Source organism: Morganella psychrotolerans (assembly GCF_001676155.1).
Taxonomy (GTDB): Bacteria; Pseudomonadota; Gammaproteobacteria; order Enterobacterales; family Enterobacteriaceae; genus Morganella; species Morganella psychrotolerans.
In genome coordinates this window covers 145,802-165,617 of sequence record NZ_LZEW01000012.1, presented here as the reverse complement: position 1 = coordinate 165,617, position 19,816 = coordinate 145,802, and the positions used below count along the sequence as shown (strand labels likewise).

The following is a 19,816-nucleotide window of genomic DNA, read 5'->3' as shown; positions in this document are numbered from 1 at the left end:
TGTTTGTTTTTTTTATCCGTTGAGTGCTTTATTTATATCAGCATCGTTTGCAGAACACGGCATGACAATACTGCCGGCTGAAAACCCCCGCCTGATAATATGTAACGCACTGAAACGCTTATATTACAGACAGAAAATAAAAATATAAACATCCGTAAATGACCTTATCTCCCTTCGCTTGTGTCTCTTTCTACTCAAAAATCTCCGGTTCATTCCAGACTGAATCTTGCAGGAGAATGTAGTAACCAATAAATTTGGTAATTAATGCTGCCGTTTGTATTTAGTAACCAATTAATCACCACGTTAATAGTTTGATATGGTAATGTTCCGGGACGTTAATAAAATACTTGTCAGCTATATTTCTGTGAATTTTCTGTGAATTTGTGCCTTGTTGTACCGATGAGGCCATCCCGGCACTCATCCGTCACCCGGATAGAACGGAGAAGATAATGATTAAGTTGAAAGATATAGAACACGCATTACGCCCGCAGCCATCCTACAAAATGCTGATTAACGGTCGCTGGACTGAAAGCAGTGATCACGCCAAAAGCCAGACATTTAACCCGGCCACCGGCGAGCTGTTAGCCGATTACCCCGCCGGTACTGCGGAAGATGTGAATACCGCGGTCGCCGGTGCCAAAAAAGCATTTGAAACCTGGCGTCACACCTCCCCCGCTGAACGCCAGCAACTGTTACTGAAAATTGCCGACCGCCTGGAAGCAGAGAAAGAGCGCTTCGCCACTCTGGAATCCCTTGATAACGGCAAGCCCTACAACGAAGCCATTTCGATTGACCTGCCTGCCGCGATTGACCATTTCCGCTACTTTGCGGGGGCTATCCGCGCCCATTCAGATCAGGCCGATGTGCTGGATGAAAACACACTGAGTCTGGTGATCCGCGAGCCGCTGGGCGTTATCGGTCAGATTATCCCCTGGAACTTCCCGCTGCTGATGGCAGCATGGAAACTGGCACCGGTGATTGCAGCGGGTGACACCGTGGTGATAAACCCCGCCAGTCTGACACCCATCACACTGCTGGAACTGGGGCGCATCATGAATGATGTTCTGCCTGCCGGTGTTGTCAATATTGTTACCGGACGCGGCTCGGTCGTGGGTCAGGCTATTCTCGACCATCCGGATGTGGATAAAGTCGCGTTCACCGGCTCCACCAGCGTCGGCTATACCGTGGCAGAAGCTGCCGCGAAAAAACTGATCCCGGCAACCCTGGAGCTGGGCGGGAAATCTGCCAATATCGTGTTCCCGGATGCCAATATGGAAAAAGCGGTAAAATATGCCGCGATTGCTATTCTGATGAACCAGGGTCAGGCATGTGAATCCGGCTCGCGTCTGTTCCTGCATAAAGATATCCATGACGAATTTCTGAAAAAACTGAAAGCCCGCTTTGAGTCAGTCAATGTCGGCGACCCGATGGCGAAAGAGACACAGATGGGCAGCCAGGTCAGTCAGGGACAACTGGACACCATCCTCGGCTATGTTGAACTGGCGAAAAAAGAGGGTGCCACTGTTCTGACCGGCGGCGAACGCCTGACCCGTGACGGGCTGGATGCCGGTTTCTTTATGAAGCCGACAATCATTACCAATGTCACTAATCAGATGCGCGTTGCCCGCGAAGAAATCTTCGGACCGGTGCTGGTTGTTATCCCGTTCAGTAATGAAGATGAAGTCATCGCAATGGCGAATGACTCTGAATACGGGCTGGGCGGTGCAGTCTGGACACAGGATATCAACCGCGCATTACGCGTGGCAAAAGCGGTGAGAACCGGTCGTATGTGGGTGAATACTTATCATGAGTTACCGGCACATGCCCCTTTTGGCGGCTATAAAAATTCCGGTCTGGGGCGCGAAACCCATAAAATGATGCTGGATGCTTACACAGAAGTGAAAAATATCTATATCAGTACCAAAGAGTCATAATAAACCGCCCGGTGACACAGACTGTTACCGGGCGTTTTCTGTCTGTTCGTTACTTTTTATCTGTTATTTCCGGATTTTTACCGATAGATCGCGCAATACTGTACAGGCGATGCATTGTTTCCGGGTCCGGCGTTTCCGCTACAACAATCACATAGCGCCGTTCTTTCAGATCATACCTGAAATACGTACTTTCAGGCTTACCCCAGCGATTGTAATAAATCGCCCCGTTCTCTTCCTGATGAACCACACCTTTTTGTTTTTTCAGCCATTCATCAAAACGAAACCGGTATTTCGGGATTTTGACCAGATGAATAATACCTTCGGCTCCGCTGACAGGATCAGTAAAGCGGTAGATTTCCACATTTTGATCGTCGCGATCAATCTGTATACCGCCTATATCGCGGACATAAGAGTCCGTTTCCTGTTTTTTCAGGCTCAGCGCCATCATTTCCGGCAGCGTAATTGTGATGTTTTCTGTCATTCTGACGGCATCACCGGGCACATCCGGGAAGCCCGCCTGCTTATAATAAAGCCGCTGGGTATCCAGATACGCTTCATAGGCGGATGCTCTGGCATCAGACACCGCTTTCAGTCCGGCCAGTTTCTCTGAAGTATGATCGGCTTTGGACAGCGTCATATTGAGGGTACAGTTGAAAAAACCGCACGCACCTTCTTTCTCAGTGGTCAGATACACGGTCTGCCCGCCGTCCGGCGTAGCCCATGTGGTTTGTATATTATTAAGATCGAACGTATTGCCGCTGATATCACTGTCAAACCGGCTGCCGCTGTTATCGACAGTAACTTTCGCCGGTTCAAAATAAAAATAGGTTGTCTCTTTCAGACCCACCATCGTTTCGCGGATAGCGGATTTTACATTTTGCTCCGGGTCCCCGGCTGAGCTTTCATTATCTGCGGTGTTATCATATGTGACGGTAATATTATCAATCACATAATATCCATCCGGTGCCGGTGGCGGTGCTTCTTTACAACCCGCCAGCAGTGCAATCGCAACAGATAAAAAAAATGCCCCTTTTCATGCAGTTTCCTTTCATTTCACTTATTACATAATTCCCCGCGTGATCATAACGCAAAAAATTCCAAATACTGACCGGAATAATCCTTATCTTCATAACACCGTCTTATTAATGTGATACCGGGGACAATTCCGCGTTTTTTTTAGGGCTTTGAACCTGCTTGCGGTATGATAATACGCCTGTTTTATTCTGTATCAGGGAACAAAATGATAGCAACACTCACAACACTGGCCACGGGTGCCGTCACCGGGCTGATTATCAGTACCACCGGCGTGGGCGGCGGGGTTATCGTGTTGCCCATCCTCGCGTATCTCTACGGAATGAATGCTCTGATGGCCGTTGCGACAGCCAATCTCCTCTCCATGCTGATGAAAATCACCTCGTCCTGGCTGCATTACCGGCTCGGAAATATTCCGCTGAAACGCGCAATGATTGTTATCGGTATTATGCTGCCCGCAACATTCGGCGCAAGCCTGCTGGTAAGCTATCTCGCCTCCGTTCCCGCCTGGCAGACCACCGTTAATCAAACCATTAATCTGCTGGTCGTTGCCGCGATCCTTTTTTCTCTCTGGCTGTTTATCCGGCGGATGTTTTTTTGCCCGCCGCTGCCGCCTGAGGATGCATCAGACCCCATTTCCGTGCGCGCACTGCTGCTGCCGGGGATTGCCGCCGGTATTGTGTTAGGCGCAACAGGTGTCGGTGGCGGCATAGTAGTACTGCCGATGCTGCTGCGTTACGCGAAAATGGATATCAGACAGGCTATCGGCACCTCCATTTTTGTCACAACACTGCTTTCCGGGTCGTCCGCCATTGCTTATATGCAGGACGGACACACTGATGTCAGCCTGGCGTTGTGGCTGTTCGCCGGCTCCCTTCTCAGTATGCCGCTGACCAAAATTCTGCTGGTACGGATGCCCGATCGCGCATTTCAGTATGCAACCCTGGTGCTTATCCTGTGCAGTGCCGTGATGATGATCCTGAAACTGTTTTAAGCGACCTTAACGCCTGCCGCCTGTAATGCCGCCGCCAGACGGCGGATCCCGTCCCTGAGCTGTTCTGCCGGATACGCGGCAAAGCCAAACAAAACCCCTTCCTGCGGGGCATCCGGGCGACAGTAACGCGACAGCGGCTGCATCCCCATCCCACTGGCGCGCCCTGTCTGTATCACAACCTGAGCCGGAACCCGGTTTTTCATCCGGCACATCAGATGAATACCTGAATCGCTGGGGACAATATCAAATACCGCAGGCAGATAATGATTAATCGCATCAGTGAGTGCATGTTGCCGTTCATAGCAGGCTTTGCGGACACGCCGGACATGACGTGCGTAATGACCTTCATTAATAAAGCGCGTCAGTGTCGCCTGCTCCAGATAACCACACCCGGTGTCAGCAAAGTATTTTATCGCGGTAAATGCCGGGATCAGCGCTTTCGGCACCACCAGAAAACCCAGCCGGAACGCTGGGTATAGCATTTTGGAGAAAGTGCCCGCATAAATCACCCGCTGATGTCTGTCCAGCCCCTGCAATGCCTGAAGCGGACGATCCGCATAGCGGAATTCGCCGTTATAATCATCTTCCAAAATCCAGACATGGTGTTTCGCCGCCCAGGACAGTAATGCCGCGCGCCGGGACAGACTCAGGGTTCCGCCTGCCGGAAACTGATGAGACGGCGCGGTAAAAACCAGCCGGGCATCCGGCCAGCGGCTCAGTCCGTCGTGAATATCCATTCCCTCTTCATCCACCCAGACCGGGCGCACCGTCAGCCCCTGAGACACAAACGCCCCGCGCGCACCGTCATAGCCCGGATCATCCAGCCAGACTTCATCTCCCGGCTGTAACAGTGTCTGAACCGTGAGATTAATCGCCTGCTGCGTGCCGCTCACAATCAGAATTTGATCTTCATCGCACTGCAAGCCTCTGGTTGCGCGGACATAATGACAAATTGCCCGGCGCAGAGGCAGGTAACCATGCGGATCACTATGTGTATGCAACGCGTGACGGGACTGACGCCAGACCCGCCCCAGCAACCTGCCCCAGACATCATGAGGAAAAAGATCAACACACCCGGTGCCGACCATAAATAACGAATCTGACAGCGCGCCGGAGGATGCCCGCAAGGACAGAAGTTGATCCGCCAGCGGACTGATATTCGCAATCACCGCCTGCGCCGCATCCTCTGCCGGAGACGAAACCGGCTGACTGATACTGTGATCCGGCAGATTATCGGAGACAAAGGTTCCCGAGCCACGCCGGGTGATGAGATAACCCTCATCCTGCAAACGTTCAAATCCGGCAATAACAGAGTTACGGGAAATTCCCATCATTTCTGCCAGTGCCCGCCCGGACGGTACTTTACTGCCCGCATGTAAGCGCCCGCTGAGAATAGCGTCGCGCAGGGCATGATAAACCTGGTCTTTGATTATTCCGTGACCGGTAAGTAACTCAGGAAACGCCGCTGCGCCGGATTTTTTCATCATCACCTGCCTAATTATCTGCCCAAAAGTGGATCTGTTAAAAATACAAAAAGTGTATCTTATAAAGAACCAAAATAACACGTACTCTTCACGTCATGGAAAACGCGTTTTCTTCTGATTTTCACAATTTTGCGACACACCGGGTGCTGTCGCGTTAAGAATGATGAGGGAAAAACCATGAATAATACAATGACACCGTCAGCACCCATGCTGGCACAAGTAACTGTTTCACCTGCCACACAAAATGATTATGCGGGCTGGTTGCCGCACTGGCTGGCGTATCAGGAATTTTATAAAGTCAGCTTTGCGGAAGAAGTCACACTGACCACCTGGTCACGTTTCTTTGATGATAATGAACCTATGTTCTGCGCCATTGCCCGCATGGACGGCAAAGTGGTGGGATTTGTTCATTATCTGTATCACCGCTCGTGCTGGGCGGAAAAAGAGTTCTGCTATCTGGAGGATTTGTATGTGGACCCGACTGTGCGCGGGCAGCATATCGGTAAGCAACTGATTGAATTTGTTCAGCAACAGGCGGTAGCCCGCCCGTGCGGACGCCTCTACTGGCATACCCATAAAGATAATACCCGTGGTCAGCGCCTGTATGACTGGGTTGCTAATAAATCCGGCGCTATTGAGTATATTATGCCGCTGAAATAACAGCTATACCCTTATTCATTCAAACTGCAGGTTCGTTGGCTGCATCTTGAATGACGATATATATTGCCGGTACAAAAAAGCCCCGTTCAGGGGCTTTTCTTATGCAATTTTCAGACGTTGTCTTCACTGTCACTGATTTGTATGCTGCCGGGGCGCTTTCCGGTGACTTCTGCCGTTGTTTTTATATTGATAACAAACGGTTTAAAACCGAATTTTTCATAGCGCTGCAACACATACCAGAGACGGAAAAACCGGTTGTTGCCATTAAAACGTTTCATGTCACCGGTGCTTAATCCGAAATGCCCCTGAAGCTGATAATTGAGCAGCGCGGTAAAATGACCGTTCTTAATGTTCAGCGATTCCAGGGTAATTTCAGTCGCCCAGGTATCATTGAGAATAACCGGTGTTTTTCTTTTTAAATCATGCCAGCGGCTGTATGCCGGTAACAGTGTCTTATTCAGCCCTTCGCGGAATTTATTCTCCATATTCACATTGCCGCACAATTTTCCTTCCTGCCAGTCAATGTGAGCCGTCAGCGTTTTTCTGACGGATGCCAGCACCGGATTCAGTGCATCCCGGTTCAGTATATTGTCACGGAATGAATAATCCAGCGCGCGATCACGATACGGTTTACCGTTTGCACGCTGCATATGAGAGATAAGTTTGCTTAAAATACCCCGGTAGCCGCATGACCAGGAAAACTCAGAGGAGAGTTGCCGCATCTCATCAAACAGGATCCGGCTGCACGCTTTTGCGCCAAGGTTAAAAATCTGAGGCGTATAATTCAGTCCCATAAAGGCGGGATGACAACCCGTATCAGCCTCGGGTTTTTGCATGGTATACGGGTCCACCTGAGCGGAAACATCGCAAAGCCGCAATTGGTCACGAAGCGCAAGAGTATCCAGATCACCGCATCGCATATCATCCGTACGGTAATCATCCCTGCGTCGCGGTGACTGATAAATTAATAGAGGTGCTGATATTATCGCCATTCTGTCCCTGAGTTTTGTCTGCATCTTTCTTATGCAATGGTGACTTTATCACCAACAACAGGATAAATCTTTTCCGTCTGTCTGAAAGCGGGACGAAATCAACAGAAAGCGGGGAACCAAAGAGAAAAGGCCCGTTTCCGGGCCTTAACGGGGATTATCAGTTTTTAAAGGAACCGATAAATTTGAGGTACTCATCTTTTTTCATCAGCGGCGTGTATTCTGCCAACAGTGTTTCAGCACCGGCAGCATCATCAAACAGCAGATCGATAATGGTCATTGCCATCATCTGAGCCGGACGGATATAGGCCATATCATCATCAAAGACCACATAATCCTTCCCGTGCAAACCGCCACGGATAGAACCAATCCACGGGTGACTGACCGGCATGATGTGGGAGAGATCCCCGGTGTCGGTACTGCCGGTCATGTGCTCGGCAACCCAGACATTTTCATCACCAATCAAATCGCCCGCATTCTGCTGTAACAGGTCATTCAGTATGGCGTTGTTATACAGCGGCAGATAGCCCGGTAAATCTTTCACTTCCACTTGCGCACCAACAGACATCGCACCTGCCACCAGCGCACGGGTAATGCGCTCATTGGCATCAATCATAGCCGGAACGTTTGATGCGCGGACATAACTTTCCATCCGTACATCACTTGGTGTGACGTTCACCAGATCACCGCCCTGGGTGATGATCGGGTGGAAGCGGATGTAATCTTTCTCCTGAAAGGTTTCACGCAAAGCATTGACGCCCATAATGCCGATCATTGCTGCATTCAGTGCATTAATGCCCAGATGCGGAGCCGCTGCGGCGTGTGCCGGTTTACCTTTATAATTAATCAGCTTACCAACAAACCCGTTCGTGGTTGTGGAGATTTCAATAAAGCCATTCTCACGCTCAGATTTGACGCTGGTTAAGTGGATTTGCATTGCCATATCCACATCGTCAAATTCGCCGAGAGAAATGAGCTCCGGTTTACCACCGATATAACTGATTTTTCCCTGCTCAATCAGTTTATTACGGTATGCAAGTTCCACATACTCTTCCGCAGGAACTGCGAAAGGTACAACGTCCCCCGCAAGATATGCCATCGCCCCGGAATCAATCAGTCCCATGGTGACGGCCATCATATTGGCTATCTGCGCATTGTGACCACAGCAGTGCGCCGCACCGGTCTGATCATCCGCATCGGGGTGTTCAGCACAAATAATGGCATCCAGCTCACCGATCACCGCAACACTTCGCTTACTGCCTTTTCCGCCTTTAAGGCGGGCTTTAACCCCGGTGAGAGCCAGCTGATTACGGTAGCTTACGCCCAGAGAATCAAATGCGGCTTCAACTTTCTTCGCCGTTTTAATCTCTTTATAACCGAGTTCAGGCTCTGCCCAGATATTCTCTGCCAGTTTCTTAATGTCACTCTTGCGGGCAGCAATTGCCTCACAGACTTTCGCTTTCAGTTGGTCTTTAGTCATTGTCATGCTGAATACTCCGCCTGATTAGATAACACCGCTCCATGTGAGCGTCAGTTGACCGATAAGTGCAGCAAATAAGAATGTCCCGGAGAACACTGCCAGCGATACCGGAATAATGCGCCAGGAGATCGCTTTGAACTTATCAATATCTTTACCCAGTGAAAGACCGGCAAAGGCCAGTACTGTCGTACTGATAACCGCAATGGACACTTTCCCGGTCATCGCGATCATTTCTTTGTCGTACGGGAACAGCGGAGAACACAGACCGGCAGCAATCAGGGAAACCCAGAAGATAACCGGTAGTTTGCCTAACGGCGGGATCATCGCAATCAGGTACGCAACAAAGGACATTGCGCCCAACAGGCTCATCGCCAGCAAGGTATCACTGAACACCTGCCCGAACTCACCACGCCCGTACATTGACCCGCCGACGGCATCACCGAGCGCGGTAAATAACACAACCAAAACCAGGATTACGGCAATTTCTGTCATCTTTTTCATGATTAATTATCCTTATTAGTATCCGCAGTCGCCGTAGCACGTTTTCCTTTAAATTTGTTGTACAGGTAAGACGCAAACGGTAAGGAGAAGAAGATATAGATGTACAGACCTAATACAGAGGACATCAGGTTTGCAGAAGATGAGAATGCCTGAATATCAGCAGCCTGATCAGGATAGAGTTCCAGCAGAGGTGCAACCGCCGCCGCTAACATTGAACCACTTCCCACACCGGCGCCCATCGCCAGAGCAAGCGGGCTCATAATATCCAGACCGGCAATCACACTCGCGAGAACGCCCATCCAGACCGCACCGTATAACGTACCGCAGATGTACATCGCCATCACACCGCGGCCTTCCGGTGAACTTAATCCGTATTTGGCTTCGATAATGGCAATATTAGGTTCACGGCCGACAGAATACGTCGCACCGACTGCTTCACGTCCCATACCCAACATGATAGCCAGCGGCAGACCCATCAGAATAGTACCGATAAAGTGGCCGACTTCCTGTAAAACCAGCGCACCACCCGCCTGAATGATTTTTTCCCAGGACGCCCCGACCGATGTACTCAGCTTGGCAATCAGGATAACCAGCGCCACACTCATAATGGAAGCAGCGCGGGCCATATTCTTTTCATTGAGGATTTTGAATTTCGGAAAACTGATAATACCACCCATCAGCATCGAATAAAGCATCGGAAAAATCATCACCAAACTGATCTTAATTTGCCCTATTGCTTCCGCGAGGAGAATGATAAATAAGCTGACCAAAAGCAACTTACTATCTTTTAATATATCCATAGTGTTACCTTTATAGTAATTGTTATTGAGAATTACTCGTGTGTATTTATATAAAAACGTACCCTTCCTTATTCATACTACCTGCGAGACTGTTTTCCTGACAATATTCCGAAAATTCCTCTTCCATGCCTTTTAGGAATGATGAAAACAGATAAATTAATATTTATTGATTAACCCTGACGCCCTCACTTATTTCGGGATAATAATTAATAAAAATAATGTTGTTTTTCAATTCGATACAATTTGGTGTCTTTTTGTAAAAAATATTATTCGATAAGTGATGTTTGTTTTGATTCACATAATCATAAAAATCGTCAAATAAATCCATAATGTGAGCCTGCCCCTGTTTTTTTTAATTATTCCGCCATAAAGTCATATTATTGATTATTTTATATAATCACGAAAATAGAACTTTATTCCTGAATTTATTCAGCAGCACCCCGCCACAACACACGGTTACCGCTTATTACCAACGTTAGGTCAGAATATTAAACTGTTTACAGGAAAACAGGTCGGATACCGACAGGATAAATAAATCAGATATAGATCACACTATGGTGTAAATATAGATGTAGCTCACACTATTGAGTATTCTCTCCGTTATAAATGCAAAAATCAGGTAAAAGAGGATTTCGGAAGTGGCGTCGTTCATTACCGGGCGATATTTCAGGTTACTTTTTATCCAATCCGTGGCCCGACTGAAAACATCGTGTTTATGTCAAATAAATGGGACGATTTGTTTATATAATGTTGCATTTGTGTACAAATGACATTTCCACCGGAAAAATACCATCGTATGAATAAAAAAAAAATGCGCTGGGTCACATACAATAACATGCTATCACCCATCCATTTTTGAGTTAACCGACATACTCTGTGCCATATAAGATAAGTAAAAATTGCTTAACCTTTGCGTGCGTAATCTTGCTGTGCCACCGCATTATTTATACGTTATTGCTGAGGCTAATGAGATTGTGAGCAATCTCCCAAAATAAGAATAGTAAATAAACCTTCATAATGTAATTGATAATAGATTCTGTTATCTTTAATAACCAATTACAGGCATATGACTAAGCACAAAAAACTAATCACTTCACTACATGATTATAATCAAACTAGTTGTGTAAATAGCATCTGTAACTGAAAATGTGCATTTAATGACGGACAAGTCAGATTAAACGCATATCCTCGTACGCCCCATGTATATTAAAATATCGAAAATTTGAATTTTAATGATATATGTAAAAGATAATCATAAAATGACCAGGTATTTATACCTTCATCATAAATTCATTCCATGAACCAGCTATGTTCATATCAGAGATATAATCCTACCTGCAATTCACATCCTGAAACTTAACATCAAATGTTAATGTAATATAAAAAAACAGCAACCCTCTCCGCTAAATTGACACGCTATAAAACAAACAACATAATATGACCAAGTATTTAGAGTGCATTACCCTTAATTACTCATATTAAATATATTCGATATATTTATATCGGACATATCTATTTCATTACCCTTGTTATCAAAAATAAAACATTACTTTTAACACTGACAAATATCCCTGATAAAGGAAATAACATGAAACTCCAGAAAGTATTACTCTCAGTTGTCCTGGGATCATTATTTACTGTCGGCTTAGCTCAAGCTGAAGATCCGGTTACCCCTGCTGCACCAGAAGTAAAAAGCGGTCTGGGTACTGTTCATTTTAAAGGTTACATTAATAACGTACCTTGCTCTATTGATAGTAAATTCCTGGACCAGACAGTTGATTTCGGTGAAATCAGCCGTAATGAATTAACTACCGGTACTTACCGTACTGATAGCAAGAATTTTAATATTGAACTGAAAAACTGTGACACCACAACATATAAAACAGCTCAGATTCAATTTACAGCACCAACTATCGAACTGAAAGATGGTACTGCAACCTCTAAATATGTTGGTCTGGGTTCTATTCAGAATGCCGGTATCGCACTGACTGACAGCGGTGGTAAAGCAATTGAACTGGGTTCACGTTTCCCGGCTGAAAAATACACCCTGAACGGTGGTAAAGATCAAATCACTCCGCTGAACTTTGCAGCCTATGTGAAAGGTAATCAGTCTGCTGTTGCCGGTGAACAAGCAACAACAGGTCGTTTCGATACCCCGGTTAACTTCCAGATTTTCTATCAATAACAGGATCGTTACTGATTAAAGATTGAATATATGCAGTGGTATGCACGGACCGCTTCCGCCACTGCATTAATGAATAAATCAATGGTGGTCGGCGTTATTTATGAAGCTCGCAACAACAATAAAAATACTCGCAGCTTCGATCATTGTATCCCTCCAGATAAGCAATGCATTTGCAGAAGAGGCAGTTAATTTCAATACCTCTTTTCTTGATGCCGATAGTCAGGAAATAGATTTTTCCAATTTCAGCCGTGCTCACTATGTTATGCCCGGTACTTATCTTTTAGCCGTAAAGCTAAATAACAATATTATTGATAGTGAAGAAGATATACTTTTCTACACGCCTGAAGATGATAAAGAAATAACACTCCCCTGTATTACGCCTGAATTATTTAAACAGCTTGATCTTAAAGAAGAATGGAAAAATAAAGCAAACTGGCTGACTCAGGATAACTTACAGTGTCTGGATACCCGCGCTATTTCTGATATGCAGGCAACAGGCGATATCCCCGACAATAAGCTGAACATTAATATTCCCCAGGCGTATATGGAGTACAACGATCCGGCATGGGATCCGCCTGCCCGCTGGGATGACGGTATTGCCGGCTTTATTTTTGACTATAATGCCACCGCGACCTACAGCAAATTCCAAAAAGATCAGGATAACGGAAAAAACGATAAGAAAGAGGTCGTCGGTTATGGTGATGTCGGGGTAAACCTCGGCGCCTGGCGGGTCCGTGCTGAATGGCAGGGAACCGGAGGCGACCAGCCTGACAGTACAAAACGCTGGCAGTGGAACCAGGTATACGGCTATCGCGCACTGCGTTCAATCAGTGCCCGCCTGATGATGGGTGAGCAGTACCTGACTTCCGAACTGTTTGAAAGCTTCCGCTACCTTGGTCTGAGCCTGGAAACAGATGAAAATATGTTTCCGCCACTTTTACGGGGTTATGCGCCTGAAGTGGCCGGGGTCGCACGCACCAATGCGACCGTTATTATCCGCCAGGGCGAGCGTATCGTGTATCAGGAACAGGTCAGCAGAGGTCCGTTCCGTATCCGTGATATGAACTATATCGGTGATGGTATTCTGAATGTCACCATTAAAGAACAAGATGGCAGCGAACAGCATTTCACCATTGAAACATCCCGCCTGGCGACATTAACGCGCCCGGGTCAGTTCCTGTTTAAACTGGCCGCCGGTAAGCCGATGGCAGATAACCATAAAACGGAAGGTCCCGATTTTGGGGTCGGCAGTTTTTCCTGGGGGATGAACAATAACACCACGTTATTCGGTGGTGCGCTGGCCGCTGCTGATTATCAGAATGTCTCTGCCGGGATCGGGCGCGATATCGCACCATTCGGGGTATTCTCCGTAAAAGTATCCTATTCCCGGGCGCAGTTAGATAACCTTGCAGATAAACAAAATAAGAGCGGCACATCTTACAGTGTTACCTATTCAAAAGAATTCGATGCTATTAACAGTCAGCTGACCTTCGCCGGTTATCGCTTCTCCGAGCGGGATTACATGACAATGAATCAGTTTGTCGACCAGCGCTATCGCGGCGGTAATACCGAAAGCAGCAAAGAGATGTATAACATCATCTTTAATAAGGTGTTTCCGTCTCTGCGCATGAACGTCTATCTGAACTACAGCCATCAGACATTCTGGAATAAGCCAAGCATCAATAACTACAGCATGACATTGTCACGCAGCTTTGACTGGGCAGATAAACGCAATCTCAGTGTCAGTATGTCGGCGTACCGGACAGAGTCTGACACATCCAAAGATAATGGTATTTACGCCAGTTTGTCCGTTCCGCTTGATGACCACAAAGGGATGGTCAGCTACAGCGGCAGTTATAATAAGAAAGCGCACAGTAACAATATTAACTATTACACTGATATTGATAATGCCAGCAGCTATTCTCTTTCCGTCGGGGAAGGCGATAATAATGTTAATGTCGCCGGTTTTTACAGTAATGAAGGGGGAAATAACTACCTTTCACTGAGCGGTACTTATGTGCAGGATGATATTGTGACACTATCTGGTCAGTCCCGTGGCGGCATGACCCTGACCACAGAAGGCGCGGCGTTCCACCGCAGCGGAAATACAATGGCACCGCGTATTCTGGTCGATACCAATGGCGCTGCCGATATTTCTGTACGCGGCACCGGGAAAGCGGTGCATTCAAACCATTTCGGAAAAGCCGTTATCCCGACAGCGACTGCTTATTCACGCAGCCAGTTATCACTGGATCTGGAAGACCTGCCGGATAACGCAGAAGCCCTGACATCTGTTCAGACTGCAACAATGACATCCGGCGCTATCGGCTACCGTAAATTTAATATCGTAGAAGGTTATAAAATTATGAGTATTATTGCTATGAGTGATAATTCTCATCCGCCATTCGGCGCATCCGTTCTGAATGACAAAAGTGTGGAGATCGGAATTATTGCAGATAATGGTGCGGCTTACCTGACGGGTATCCAGCCGGACCAAAATCTGAGTGTGGCCTGGAATGGACAGACTCAATGTTCAATCCATATTCCGGCGACACTGACTGAAGATTTTAAATTTAATATGCTGTTGCCCTGCCTGAAAAAATAAAGCGGCACAGACATTGTACATACCCGAATTGACAGATGATCCGTAAGGAAAGATACATGCAAAAAGTAACAACATTATTCTGTGCTGCACTGACGACTCTGGCATTAACACCACTGGCGGCCAATGCGGCAATCGCACTGGACAGAACCCGCGTAATTTATAATGAAGGTGATAAATCTGTTCCGCTGACCGTGACAAATGAACACCTCAGCAAACCGTATCTGGCACAATCCTGGATTGAAAACAGCGCAGGTCAGAAAATCACATCGCCTATCTTTGTTACCCCGCCGGTTCAGCGGATTGAAGCGAACAGCAAAAGTCAGATAAAAGTTCAGTTATCACCGGAAGCCGCATCATTACCGGCTGATCGCGAGTCTGTATTTTACCTGAATGTCCGTGAGATCCCGCCTGCTGTAGAGAAAAGCAATGTGCTGCAAATTGCGCTTCAGACAAAAATCAAACTGTTCTATCGCCCTAAATCCATTCAGGTACAGGACAGAATGGAGATTATTGATGGCGCACAGGGTATCCGCCTGACGCAAAATGGCGGGCAATATACCATTGATAATACAACCGCTTTCCACCTTTCAGTAACCCGCATGGAAGCCAGCGGCGGGAAAGAAGTGAAATTCGACCCGATAATGGTGGCACCAAAAGCCACTGCCACTTTCAGTGCCCCGGCTCTGGGTAATTCACCAACGGCTTACTACGTTAATGACTATGGCGATACCAAGCCGCTGAAATTCAGCTGTAACGGAAGTGCCTGTTCCGTACAGGCAGACAATAAATAATCTGCTGAGCAATAAAAGGAGAAACGCCGGTGATCCACTCATTTTTAACCCGAACAGGATGTGCAGCATTTTTGTGCCTGCCGCTGACGGTATCCGGCGCGTCCTATACCTATCTTGATGTTTATGTCAGGGGTGAAATTTATTCCGCACCCTGCAAAGTTAATCAGGGTAAAAATATTTTGGTCGATTTTAAAGACGTTATTACCACGCGCATTGATCATGATAATTACAGTGAAAAGCTGGATTACCGGATAGAGTGCCAGGATAGCCGGGCGCGCGGTATCAAGATATATATCAGCGGCAAACCGTCCGCTGTTGATAAGCGTTATCTCTCCACCAGCGCAGATGACCTGGCGGTAAAATTTCAGTCAAATAACACGCTGCTTTCGCTGGATGAAAAAATAGCCGTTCAATATCCGTCTCAACCGGAAATAAGAGTAGTGCTGGCCAAAAAACCCGGTGCCAAATTACCGTCCGGAAACTTCAGTGCAACTGCAACTATCCATATTGAATACGAATAAGGCGCTGTGATGAAACTATTTTCCGCTGCTCTGCTTCTGGCATGTATAACCGTACCGGTATACGCGGGTGCGGCTCACAGTTCTGCCGACATCATTATCACCGGAAAACTGGTGCCACCACCGCCCTGCAGGGTCAATAATGATGAAGAGATTCTGGTTGATTTTCAGCGTGTACAGATAAAATCGCTGGAAAAAGCAGATGCCCGCAGGGATGTGGATATCCCCTTTGTCTGTGAGCAGGAAAGCGCTGATTTTAAATACTATCTGACCGTAGACGGACCGCGCGCCCAGTTCAATAATAAGCTGATTAAAACCAACCTGAGCAATCTGGCATTCAATATCGAACTGACAGGAACAAAGCTGGATTTAGGTAAAGCGCAGTTGGTTAACAGCCGTCATCTGACACTGACGGTAGTTTTGACAAAAAACCCGAACGGGGAGCTGTCGCCCGGTCACTTTAGCGGAACCGGTACTGTGACTATGGAGTATTTCTGATGATATTTCGTCCGTCTGCTCTCTGTGCGCTGATATTCAGTGCCGCACTCTCTTTTTCAGCCGGTTTTATCCCTGCTGTAAATGCCGCAGATAATTTACGGGTCACGGGTGAGTTATATAATGACCCCTGTACATTATTACCTGAAAATAAAGAATTACTGGTTGATTTCAGTGATGTTTCACTGCCGGATCTTTATGACGGAACAGAAGTCAGTAAATCATTCTCTCTGGTTTTGTCTGAGTGTGATATCAGTGATCTGAACCGTTTTAAGATTAAATTTACCGGCGCGACCTCAGTGGAGCTGAAAGAATATCTTGCACTTGATGCTTCCAGTAATGCCGGGGGCTTTGCTATCGGTATCAAAACAGAATCCGCCGCCCTCATTCCGCTGAATCAGTTCTCCAATGCCATTAATATTGCCGGTAATGGTGAAAATAAAATCCGGTTTATCGCTTTTTTAAAAGTCGCACCTAAAGCACTGGCAGACAAAACTATTAAATATGGTGCATTTAATGCCACCGCATTCCTGACTATCGACTACTTCTGAGGCCGGTATGAAAAATATTATCCGTTATCTGAGTGTACTGACTGTGCTTTTTTTTATTCACCCTTTCCTCCGCACACGCAGAAATTTACAGCTATATCACCCGCTCGGAAGGGAAACCTAAAAATATTGATTACTACTATACCATTGCAGCCTGGAGCCCTCCTGCACGCGGAGAACCAAACCCGTGCTTTCAGGCCGGGCTTTCTAAAACCTGCTATGCCAATATTAATCACCGTCACACTAATGCCAATAAGGGCGGAGTAGCGTCACGTAACGACAGTAATTTTAACAGCCGCTGCCAGGGAAACTTAGTGAATCTTCGGGATGCGCGTGATGTCTATGACTATATTTATAATAACTGCTTTGGCGGATTGCCTTACTCAAGCAATACAAACCATGTCGGCGATCCTATCCGCAATGAGTGTGTCACCCTTTTTCTGACCTCTAAATCAAATGCAGGCGGAGGCTATATGTTTCCCGGTGCTATTTGTGGTGTATCCCCCCCACCCGGCGGAATATGCAGTTTTGATGTCGGTAACCCGAACATCTTTTTAGATCACGGGCGGATTCAGGACGATATGATTAAGGGCAATGTCGCCTCGGAATACCTGACCGTAAAATGCAGTAAAGATACGGTTGTACGGGTGTATTCCATTTCCGACACAGAAAGTCGTCTGCAACTCAAACAAAACCTGTATAGCCGGCTGACACTGAATAACTACCCACTGAACGCATCACAGGGAGGCGTGCAGATGTATGTCAGAGGTGACTACCCGACAGAGGCTGAACTGAAAAGTACACTGGAAACAACCGGAACTGTCGCCCCGGGGGCATTCAGTGGCATGATTTCCATTATTATGACTATCGACTGATATTCCTTTATACGCCGGCAGCACCCTCTGCCGGCGCTTTTCCTCCCGTCCGCCTTTTCGTGTAGAATAGCGCTACTTTTCGCCACCACCGCTGAGCCGCCATGAAGAATGTAGATTATAAATCACTGAGATTGCTTGATCTTATTATCAAAGAACAGGGATTTGAAAAAGCATCGGCAAAACTGTTTATTACACAGTCAGCAGTTTCTCAGCGCGTGAAACAACTGGAAAACCAGGTCGGCTCTCTGCTCCTGACAAGGACAGTGCCGCCAAAACCAACGGAACTGGGTCAGAAATTACTCGGACTTTTATATCATGTTGATTTAATTGAGCATGATGCATTCGATAATGAAAGTGGTAACCATGTGGTGACCATTCCCATTTCTATTAACGCCGACTCACTGGCGACCTGGTTTCTGGGCGCAATAAAACCGATTCTTGATGACCGGGCAATCCGTCTGGATATTAAGGTGGATGATGAAAGCCGCACACTCGACTACCTGCTGAAAGGTGAAGCGGTCGGGGCAATCAGTATGCAGCCGCTGCCTGCGGTCGGCGGAACCTGTGATTATCTGGGCGCGATGGATTATATCTTTGTTTCAAGCCCGGCATTTGCAGAGAAACACTTTAAAAACGGCGTCACCAAAGAGGCATTGCTGCGTGCGCCGGTCGTCTCGTTCAACCACTCATCTGATATGCACCATATTTTTCTTCAGGAATACTTCCGGTTAACCCCCGGCAGCCTGAACAGCCATATTGTACCGTCATCTGAGGCGTATATTCAGTTGGTATTGCAGAATTCAGCCTGCTGTATGATTGCAGAACATCAGATTAAACATGAACTTGAATCAGGCAGGATGATTAATCTTGTACCGGAACTGGTTCAGCAGAAACAACTTTACTGGCATCGTTATCAGCCTGAGTCCGCCACATTACAACGCATCTCTCAGGCAATTATTGAAAACGCAAAAAATTACCTGACCCAGTCTCCGATGACCGCCTGAATGGCGGTCATTATCAGAATAAACAAAAGGTTAAATAGCCTGACCCGCAGAGCCGAACAGACGCATCCGCTCTTCCACTCTCTCTGCAACCGGTTTTAAGCCTTTCATAATCACTTTGCGCGGATCATTAATATCATGCGCGCCCTGCTGGTCGAACTGCTCTTTTACGGCGAGGCACCAGGCATACATATTTTCAGTATTCACATTAATTTTTGCCGTACCCAGTGAAATAGCTCTCTTCATATCCTCATCACAAATTCCCGTACCGCCGTGCAATACCAGCGGAACACTCACCAATTGTGCGATGTGCTGCATTTCAGCAAAACCCAGTTTCGCCTTACCTTTATACAGCCCGTGAGTCGAACCGAGCGCGGCAGCCAGGCAATCCACGCCGGTTTCTTCCACCAGCGTCTGACACTCCTGCGGATCGGCATAAATCACATGGGAATTAATAATGCCGTCCTCACTGCCTGCAATGGTTCCCAGCTCGGCTTCAACCGAAACACCACGGCGGTGGGCGTAAGTTACCAAGCGTTTGGTTATTGCCAGGTTTTCAGCAAACGGCATATGAGAGCCGTCAAACATCACAGAACTGAACCCCGCATTAATTGCTGCTTCACAGGCTTCATAAGACTGACCGTGATCCAAATGCAGCGCAACCGGGACATCAATTTCCAGATAATCCATCGCATTAATAACAATATCGTGAATACATTTCAGCCCGAGCATGTGTTTTATCGTCCCGCCGGAGACACCCAAAATAACCGGTGAACGTAATGTCTGAGCGACATTTAATACCGCACCCGTCCACTCCATATTATTAATATTAAACTGACCGACGGCATACTGATGTGCGAAGGCGCGATTGAGCATATTCTCCATCGAAACTAGCATTGGTATTCCCCTTTGGTTGACATATAA

Annotated in this window: 18 protein-coding genes; 11 read left to right on the top strand and 7 right to left on the bottom strand. The window is 47.0% G+C overall.

Annotated elements, in window-relative coordinates:
- Positions 1-449 precede the first annotated feature (449 nt).
- Positions 450-1,934, top strand: coding sequence for an aldehyde dehydrogenase family protein (locus AYY16_RS11160; protein ID WP_067366278.1), 1,485 nt, complete (start codon positions 450-452; stop codon positions 1,932-1,934).
- Positions 1,935-1,983: 49 nt separating this feature from the next.
- Here AYY16_RS11160 and AYY16_RS11155 read toward each other — a convergent pair whose 3' ends face one another.
- A complete protein-coding gene (locus AYY16_RS11155; protein WP_235846284.1) occupies positions 1,984-2,883 on the bottom strand; it encodes a hypothetical protein in 900 nt (299 codons plus the stop codon).
- A gap of 291 nt (positions 2,884-3,174) precedes the next feature.
- Here AYY16_RS11155 and AYY16_RS11150 point away from each other — a divergent pair, with 291 nt between their 5' ends.
- Positions 3,175-3,960, top strand: a complete 786-nt coding sequence (locus AYY16_RS11150; RefSeq protein WP_067366272.1) for a sulfite exporter TauE/SafE family protein — start codon at positions 3,175-3,177, stop codon at positions 3,958-3,960.
- Here the strand turns inward: AYY16_RS11150 and pdxR are convergent.
- On the bottom strand, positions 3,957-5,444 hold the full coding sequence (gene pdxR, locus AYY16_RS11145; protein ID WP_067366267.1) for a MocR-like pyridoxine biosynthesis transcription factor PdxR: 1,488 nt from the start codon (positions 5,442-5,444) through the stop codon (positions 3,957-3,959). The genes AYY16_RS11150 and pdxR overlap by 4 nt on opposite strands.
- A gap of 177 nt (positions 5,445-5,621) precedes the next feature.
- On the opposite strand from pdxR, the gene AYY16_RS11140 reads away from it, so the two are divergent.
- A complete protein-coding gene (locus AYY16_RS11140; protein ID WP_067366264.1) occupies positions 5,622-6,104 on the top strand; it encodes a GNAT family N-acetyltransferase in 483 nt (160 codons plus the stop codon).
- 110 nt (positions 6,105-6,214) lie between these two features.
- Here AYY16_RS11140 and AYY16_RS11135 read toward each other — a convergent pair whose 3' ends face one another.
- The 4 genes from AYY16_RS11135 to AYY16_RS11120 all read right to left on the bottom strand — a co-directional run bounded on the left by AYY16_RS11135 (position 6,215) and on the right by AYY16_RS11120 (position 9,874).
- On the bottom strand, positions 6,215-7,096 hold the full coding sequence (locus AYY16_RS11135; protein ID WP_067366261.1) for a DUF3289 family protein: 882 nt from the start codon (positions 7,094-7,096) through the stop codon (positions 6,215-6,217).
- A 157-nt stretch (positions 7,097-7,253) separates the two neighbouring features.
- Positions 7,254-8,579: an amidohydrolase gene (locus AYY16_RS11130; RefSeq protein WP_082970701.1), complete on the bottom strand. Its 1,326-nt coding sequence runs from the start codon at positions 8,577-8,579 to the stop codon at positions 7,254-7,256.
- An 18-nt stretch (positions 8,580-8,597) separates the two neighbouring features.
- The gene (locus AYY16_RS11125; protein WP_067366258.1) at positions 8,598-9,074 is read right to left on the bottom strand and encodes a hypothetical protein; all 477 of its coding nucleotides are present in this window, start codon (positions 9,072-9,074) and stop codon (positions 8,598-8,600) included.
- Positions 9,075-9,076: 2 nt separating this feature from the next.
- Positions 9,077-9,874: a DUF3100 domain-containing protein gene (locus AYY16_RS11120; RefSeq protein ID WP_067366255.1), complete on the bottom strand. Its 798-nt coding sequence runs from the start codon at positions 9,872-9,874 to the stop codon at positions 9,077-9,079.
- Between the two features lie 1,588 nt (positions 9,875-11,462).
- Between AYY16_RS11120 and AYY16_RS11115 the strand changes: the two genes are divergently transcribed.
- The 8 genes from AYY16_RS11115 to AYY16_RS11080 all read left to right on the top strand — a co-directional run bounded on the left by AYY16_RS11115 (position 11,463) and on the right by AYY16_RS11080 (position 18,895).
- Positions 11,463-12,059, top strand: coding sequence for a fimbrial protein (locus AYY16_RS11115; RefSeq protein WP_067366252.1), 597 nt, complete (start codon positions 11,463-11,465; stop codon positions 12,057-12,059).
- A gap of 100 nt (positions 12,060-12,159) precedes the next feature.
- Entirely contained in the window at positions 12,160-14,664 is a 2,505-nt protein-coding gene (locus AYY16_RS11110; RefSeq protein WP_067366249.1) for a fimbria/pilus outer membrane usher protein, read from the top strand.
- A 56-nt stretch (positions 14,665-14,720) separates the two neighbouring features.
- Positions 14,721-15,455: a fimbrial biogenesis chaperone gene (locus AYY16_RS11105; RefSeq protein WP_067366246.1), complete on the top strand. Its 735-nt coding sequence runs from the start codon at positions 14,721-14,723 to the stop codon at positions 15,453-15,455.
- A gap of 29 nt (positions 15,456-15,484) precedes the next feature.
- Positions 15,485-15,976: a fimbrial protein gene (locus AYY16_RS11100; protein WP_067366244.1), complete on the top strand. Its 492-nt coding sequence runs from the start codon at positions 15,485-15,487 to the stop codon at positions 15,974-15,976.
- Positions 15,977-15,985: 9 nt separating this feature from the next.
- Positions 15,986-16,471, top strand: coding sequence for a fimbrial protein (locus tag AYY16_RS11095; protein ID WP_067366241.1), 486 nt, complete (start codon positions 15,986-15,988; stop codon positions 16,469-16,471).
- On the top strand, positions 16,471-17,019 hold the full coding sequence (locus tag AYY16_RS11090) for a fimbrial protein (RefSeq protein WP_082970700.1): 549 nt from the start codon (positions 16,471-16,473) through the stop codon (positions 17,017-17,019). The genes AYY16_RS11095 and AYY16_RS11090 overlap by 1 nt, the downstream gene beginning before the upstream one ends.
- 41 nt (positions 17,020-17,060) lie before the next feature.
- Positions 17,061-17,891 (top strand): MrpH family fimbial adhesin, encoded by an 831-nt coding sequence (locus AYY16_RS11085; protein WP_459562091.1) that lies wholly within the window; start codon positions 17,061-17,063, stop codon positions 17,889-17,891.
- Positions 17,892-17,992: 101 nt separating this feature from the next.
- Positions 17,993-18,895 (top strand): LysR family transcriptional regulator ArgP, encoded by a 903-nt coding sequence (locus AYY16_RS11080; RefSeq protein WP_067366235.1) that lies wholly within the window; start codon positions 17,993-17,995, stop codon positions 18,893-18,895.
- 30 nt (positions 18,896-18,925) lie between these two features.
- On the opposite strand, the gene fba is transcribed toward AYY16_RS11080, so the two are convergent.
- Positions 18,926-19,789, bottom strand: coding sequence for a class II fructose-1,6-bisphosphate aldolase (gene fba, locus AYY16_RS11075; protein ID WP_067366232.1), 864 nt, complete (start codon positions 19,787-19,789; stop codon positions 18,926-18,928).
- Positions 19,790-19,816 lie beyond the last annotated feature (27 nt).

What these genes read in the sequence shown, in the direction of transcription:
- AYY16_RS11160 (WP_067366278.1), top strand. Translation starts at nt 450, where the DNA reads ATGATTAAGTTGAAAGATATAGAACACGCATTACGCCCGCAGCCATCC.
- AYY16_RS11150 (WP_067366272.1), top strand. Translation starts at nt 3,175, where the DNA reads ATGATAGCAACACTCACAACACTGGCCACGGGTGCCGTCACCGGGCTG.
- pdxR (WP_067366267.1), bottom strand. Translation starts at nt 5,444, where the DNA reads ATGAAAAAATCCGGCGCAGCGGCGTTTCCTGAGTTACTTACCGGTCAC.
- AYY16_RS11140 (WP_067366264.1), top strand. Translation starts at nt 5,622, where the DNA reads ATGAATAATACAATGACACCGTCAGCACCCATGCTGGCACAAGTAACT.
- AYY16_RS11135 (WP_067366261.1), bottom strand. Translation starts at nt 7,096, where the DNA reads ATGGCGATAATATCAGCACCTCTATTAATTTATCAGTCACCGCGACGC.
- AYY16_RS11130 (WP_082970701.1), bottom strand. Translation starts at nt 8,579, where the DNA reads ATGACAATGACTAAAGACCAACTGAAAGCGAAAGTCTGTGAGGCAATT.
- AYY16_RS11125 (WP_067366258.1), bottom strand. Translation starts at nt 9,074, where the DNA reads ATGAAAAAGATGACAGAAATTGCCGTAATCCTGGTTTTGGTTGTGTTA.
- AYY16_RS11120 (WP_067366255.1), bottom strand. Translation starts at nt 9,874, where the DNA reads ATGGATATATTAAAAGATAGTAAGTTGCTTTTGGTCAGCTTATTTATC.
- AYY16_RS11115 (WP_067366252.1), top strand. Translation starts at nt 11,463, where the DNA reads ATGAAACTCCAGAAAGTATTACTCTCAGTTGTCCTGGGATCATTATTT.
- AYY16_RS11110 (WP_067366249.1), top strand. Translation starts at nt 12,160, where the DNA reads ATGAAGCTCGCAACAACAATAAAAATACTCGCAGCTTCGATCATTGTA.
- AYY16_RS11105 (WP_067366246.1), top strand. Translation starts at nt 14,721, where the DNA reads ATGCAAAAAGTAACAACATTATTCTGTGCTGCACTGACGACTCTGGCA.
- AYY16_RS11095 (WP_067366241.1), top strand. Translation starts at nt 15,986, where the DNA reads ATGAAACTATTTTCCGCTGCTCTGCTTCTGGCATGTATAACCGTACCG.
- AYY16_RS11090 (WP_082970700.1), top strand. Translation starts at nt 16,471, where the DNA reads ATGATATTTCGTCCGTCTGCTCTCTGTGCGCTGATATTCAGTGCCGCA.
- AYY16_RS11080 (WP_067366235.1), top strand. Translation starts at nt 17,993, where the DNA reads ATGAAGAATGTAGATTATAAATCACTGAGATTGCTTGATCTTATTATC.
- fba (WP_067366232.1), bottom strand. Translation starts at nt 19,789, where the DNA reads ATGCTAGTTTCGATGGAGAATATGCTCAATCGCGCCTTCGCACATCAG.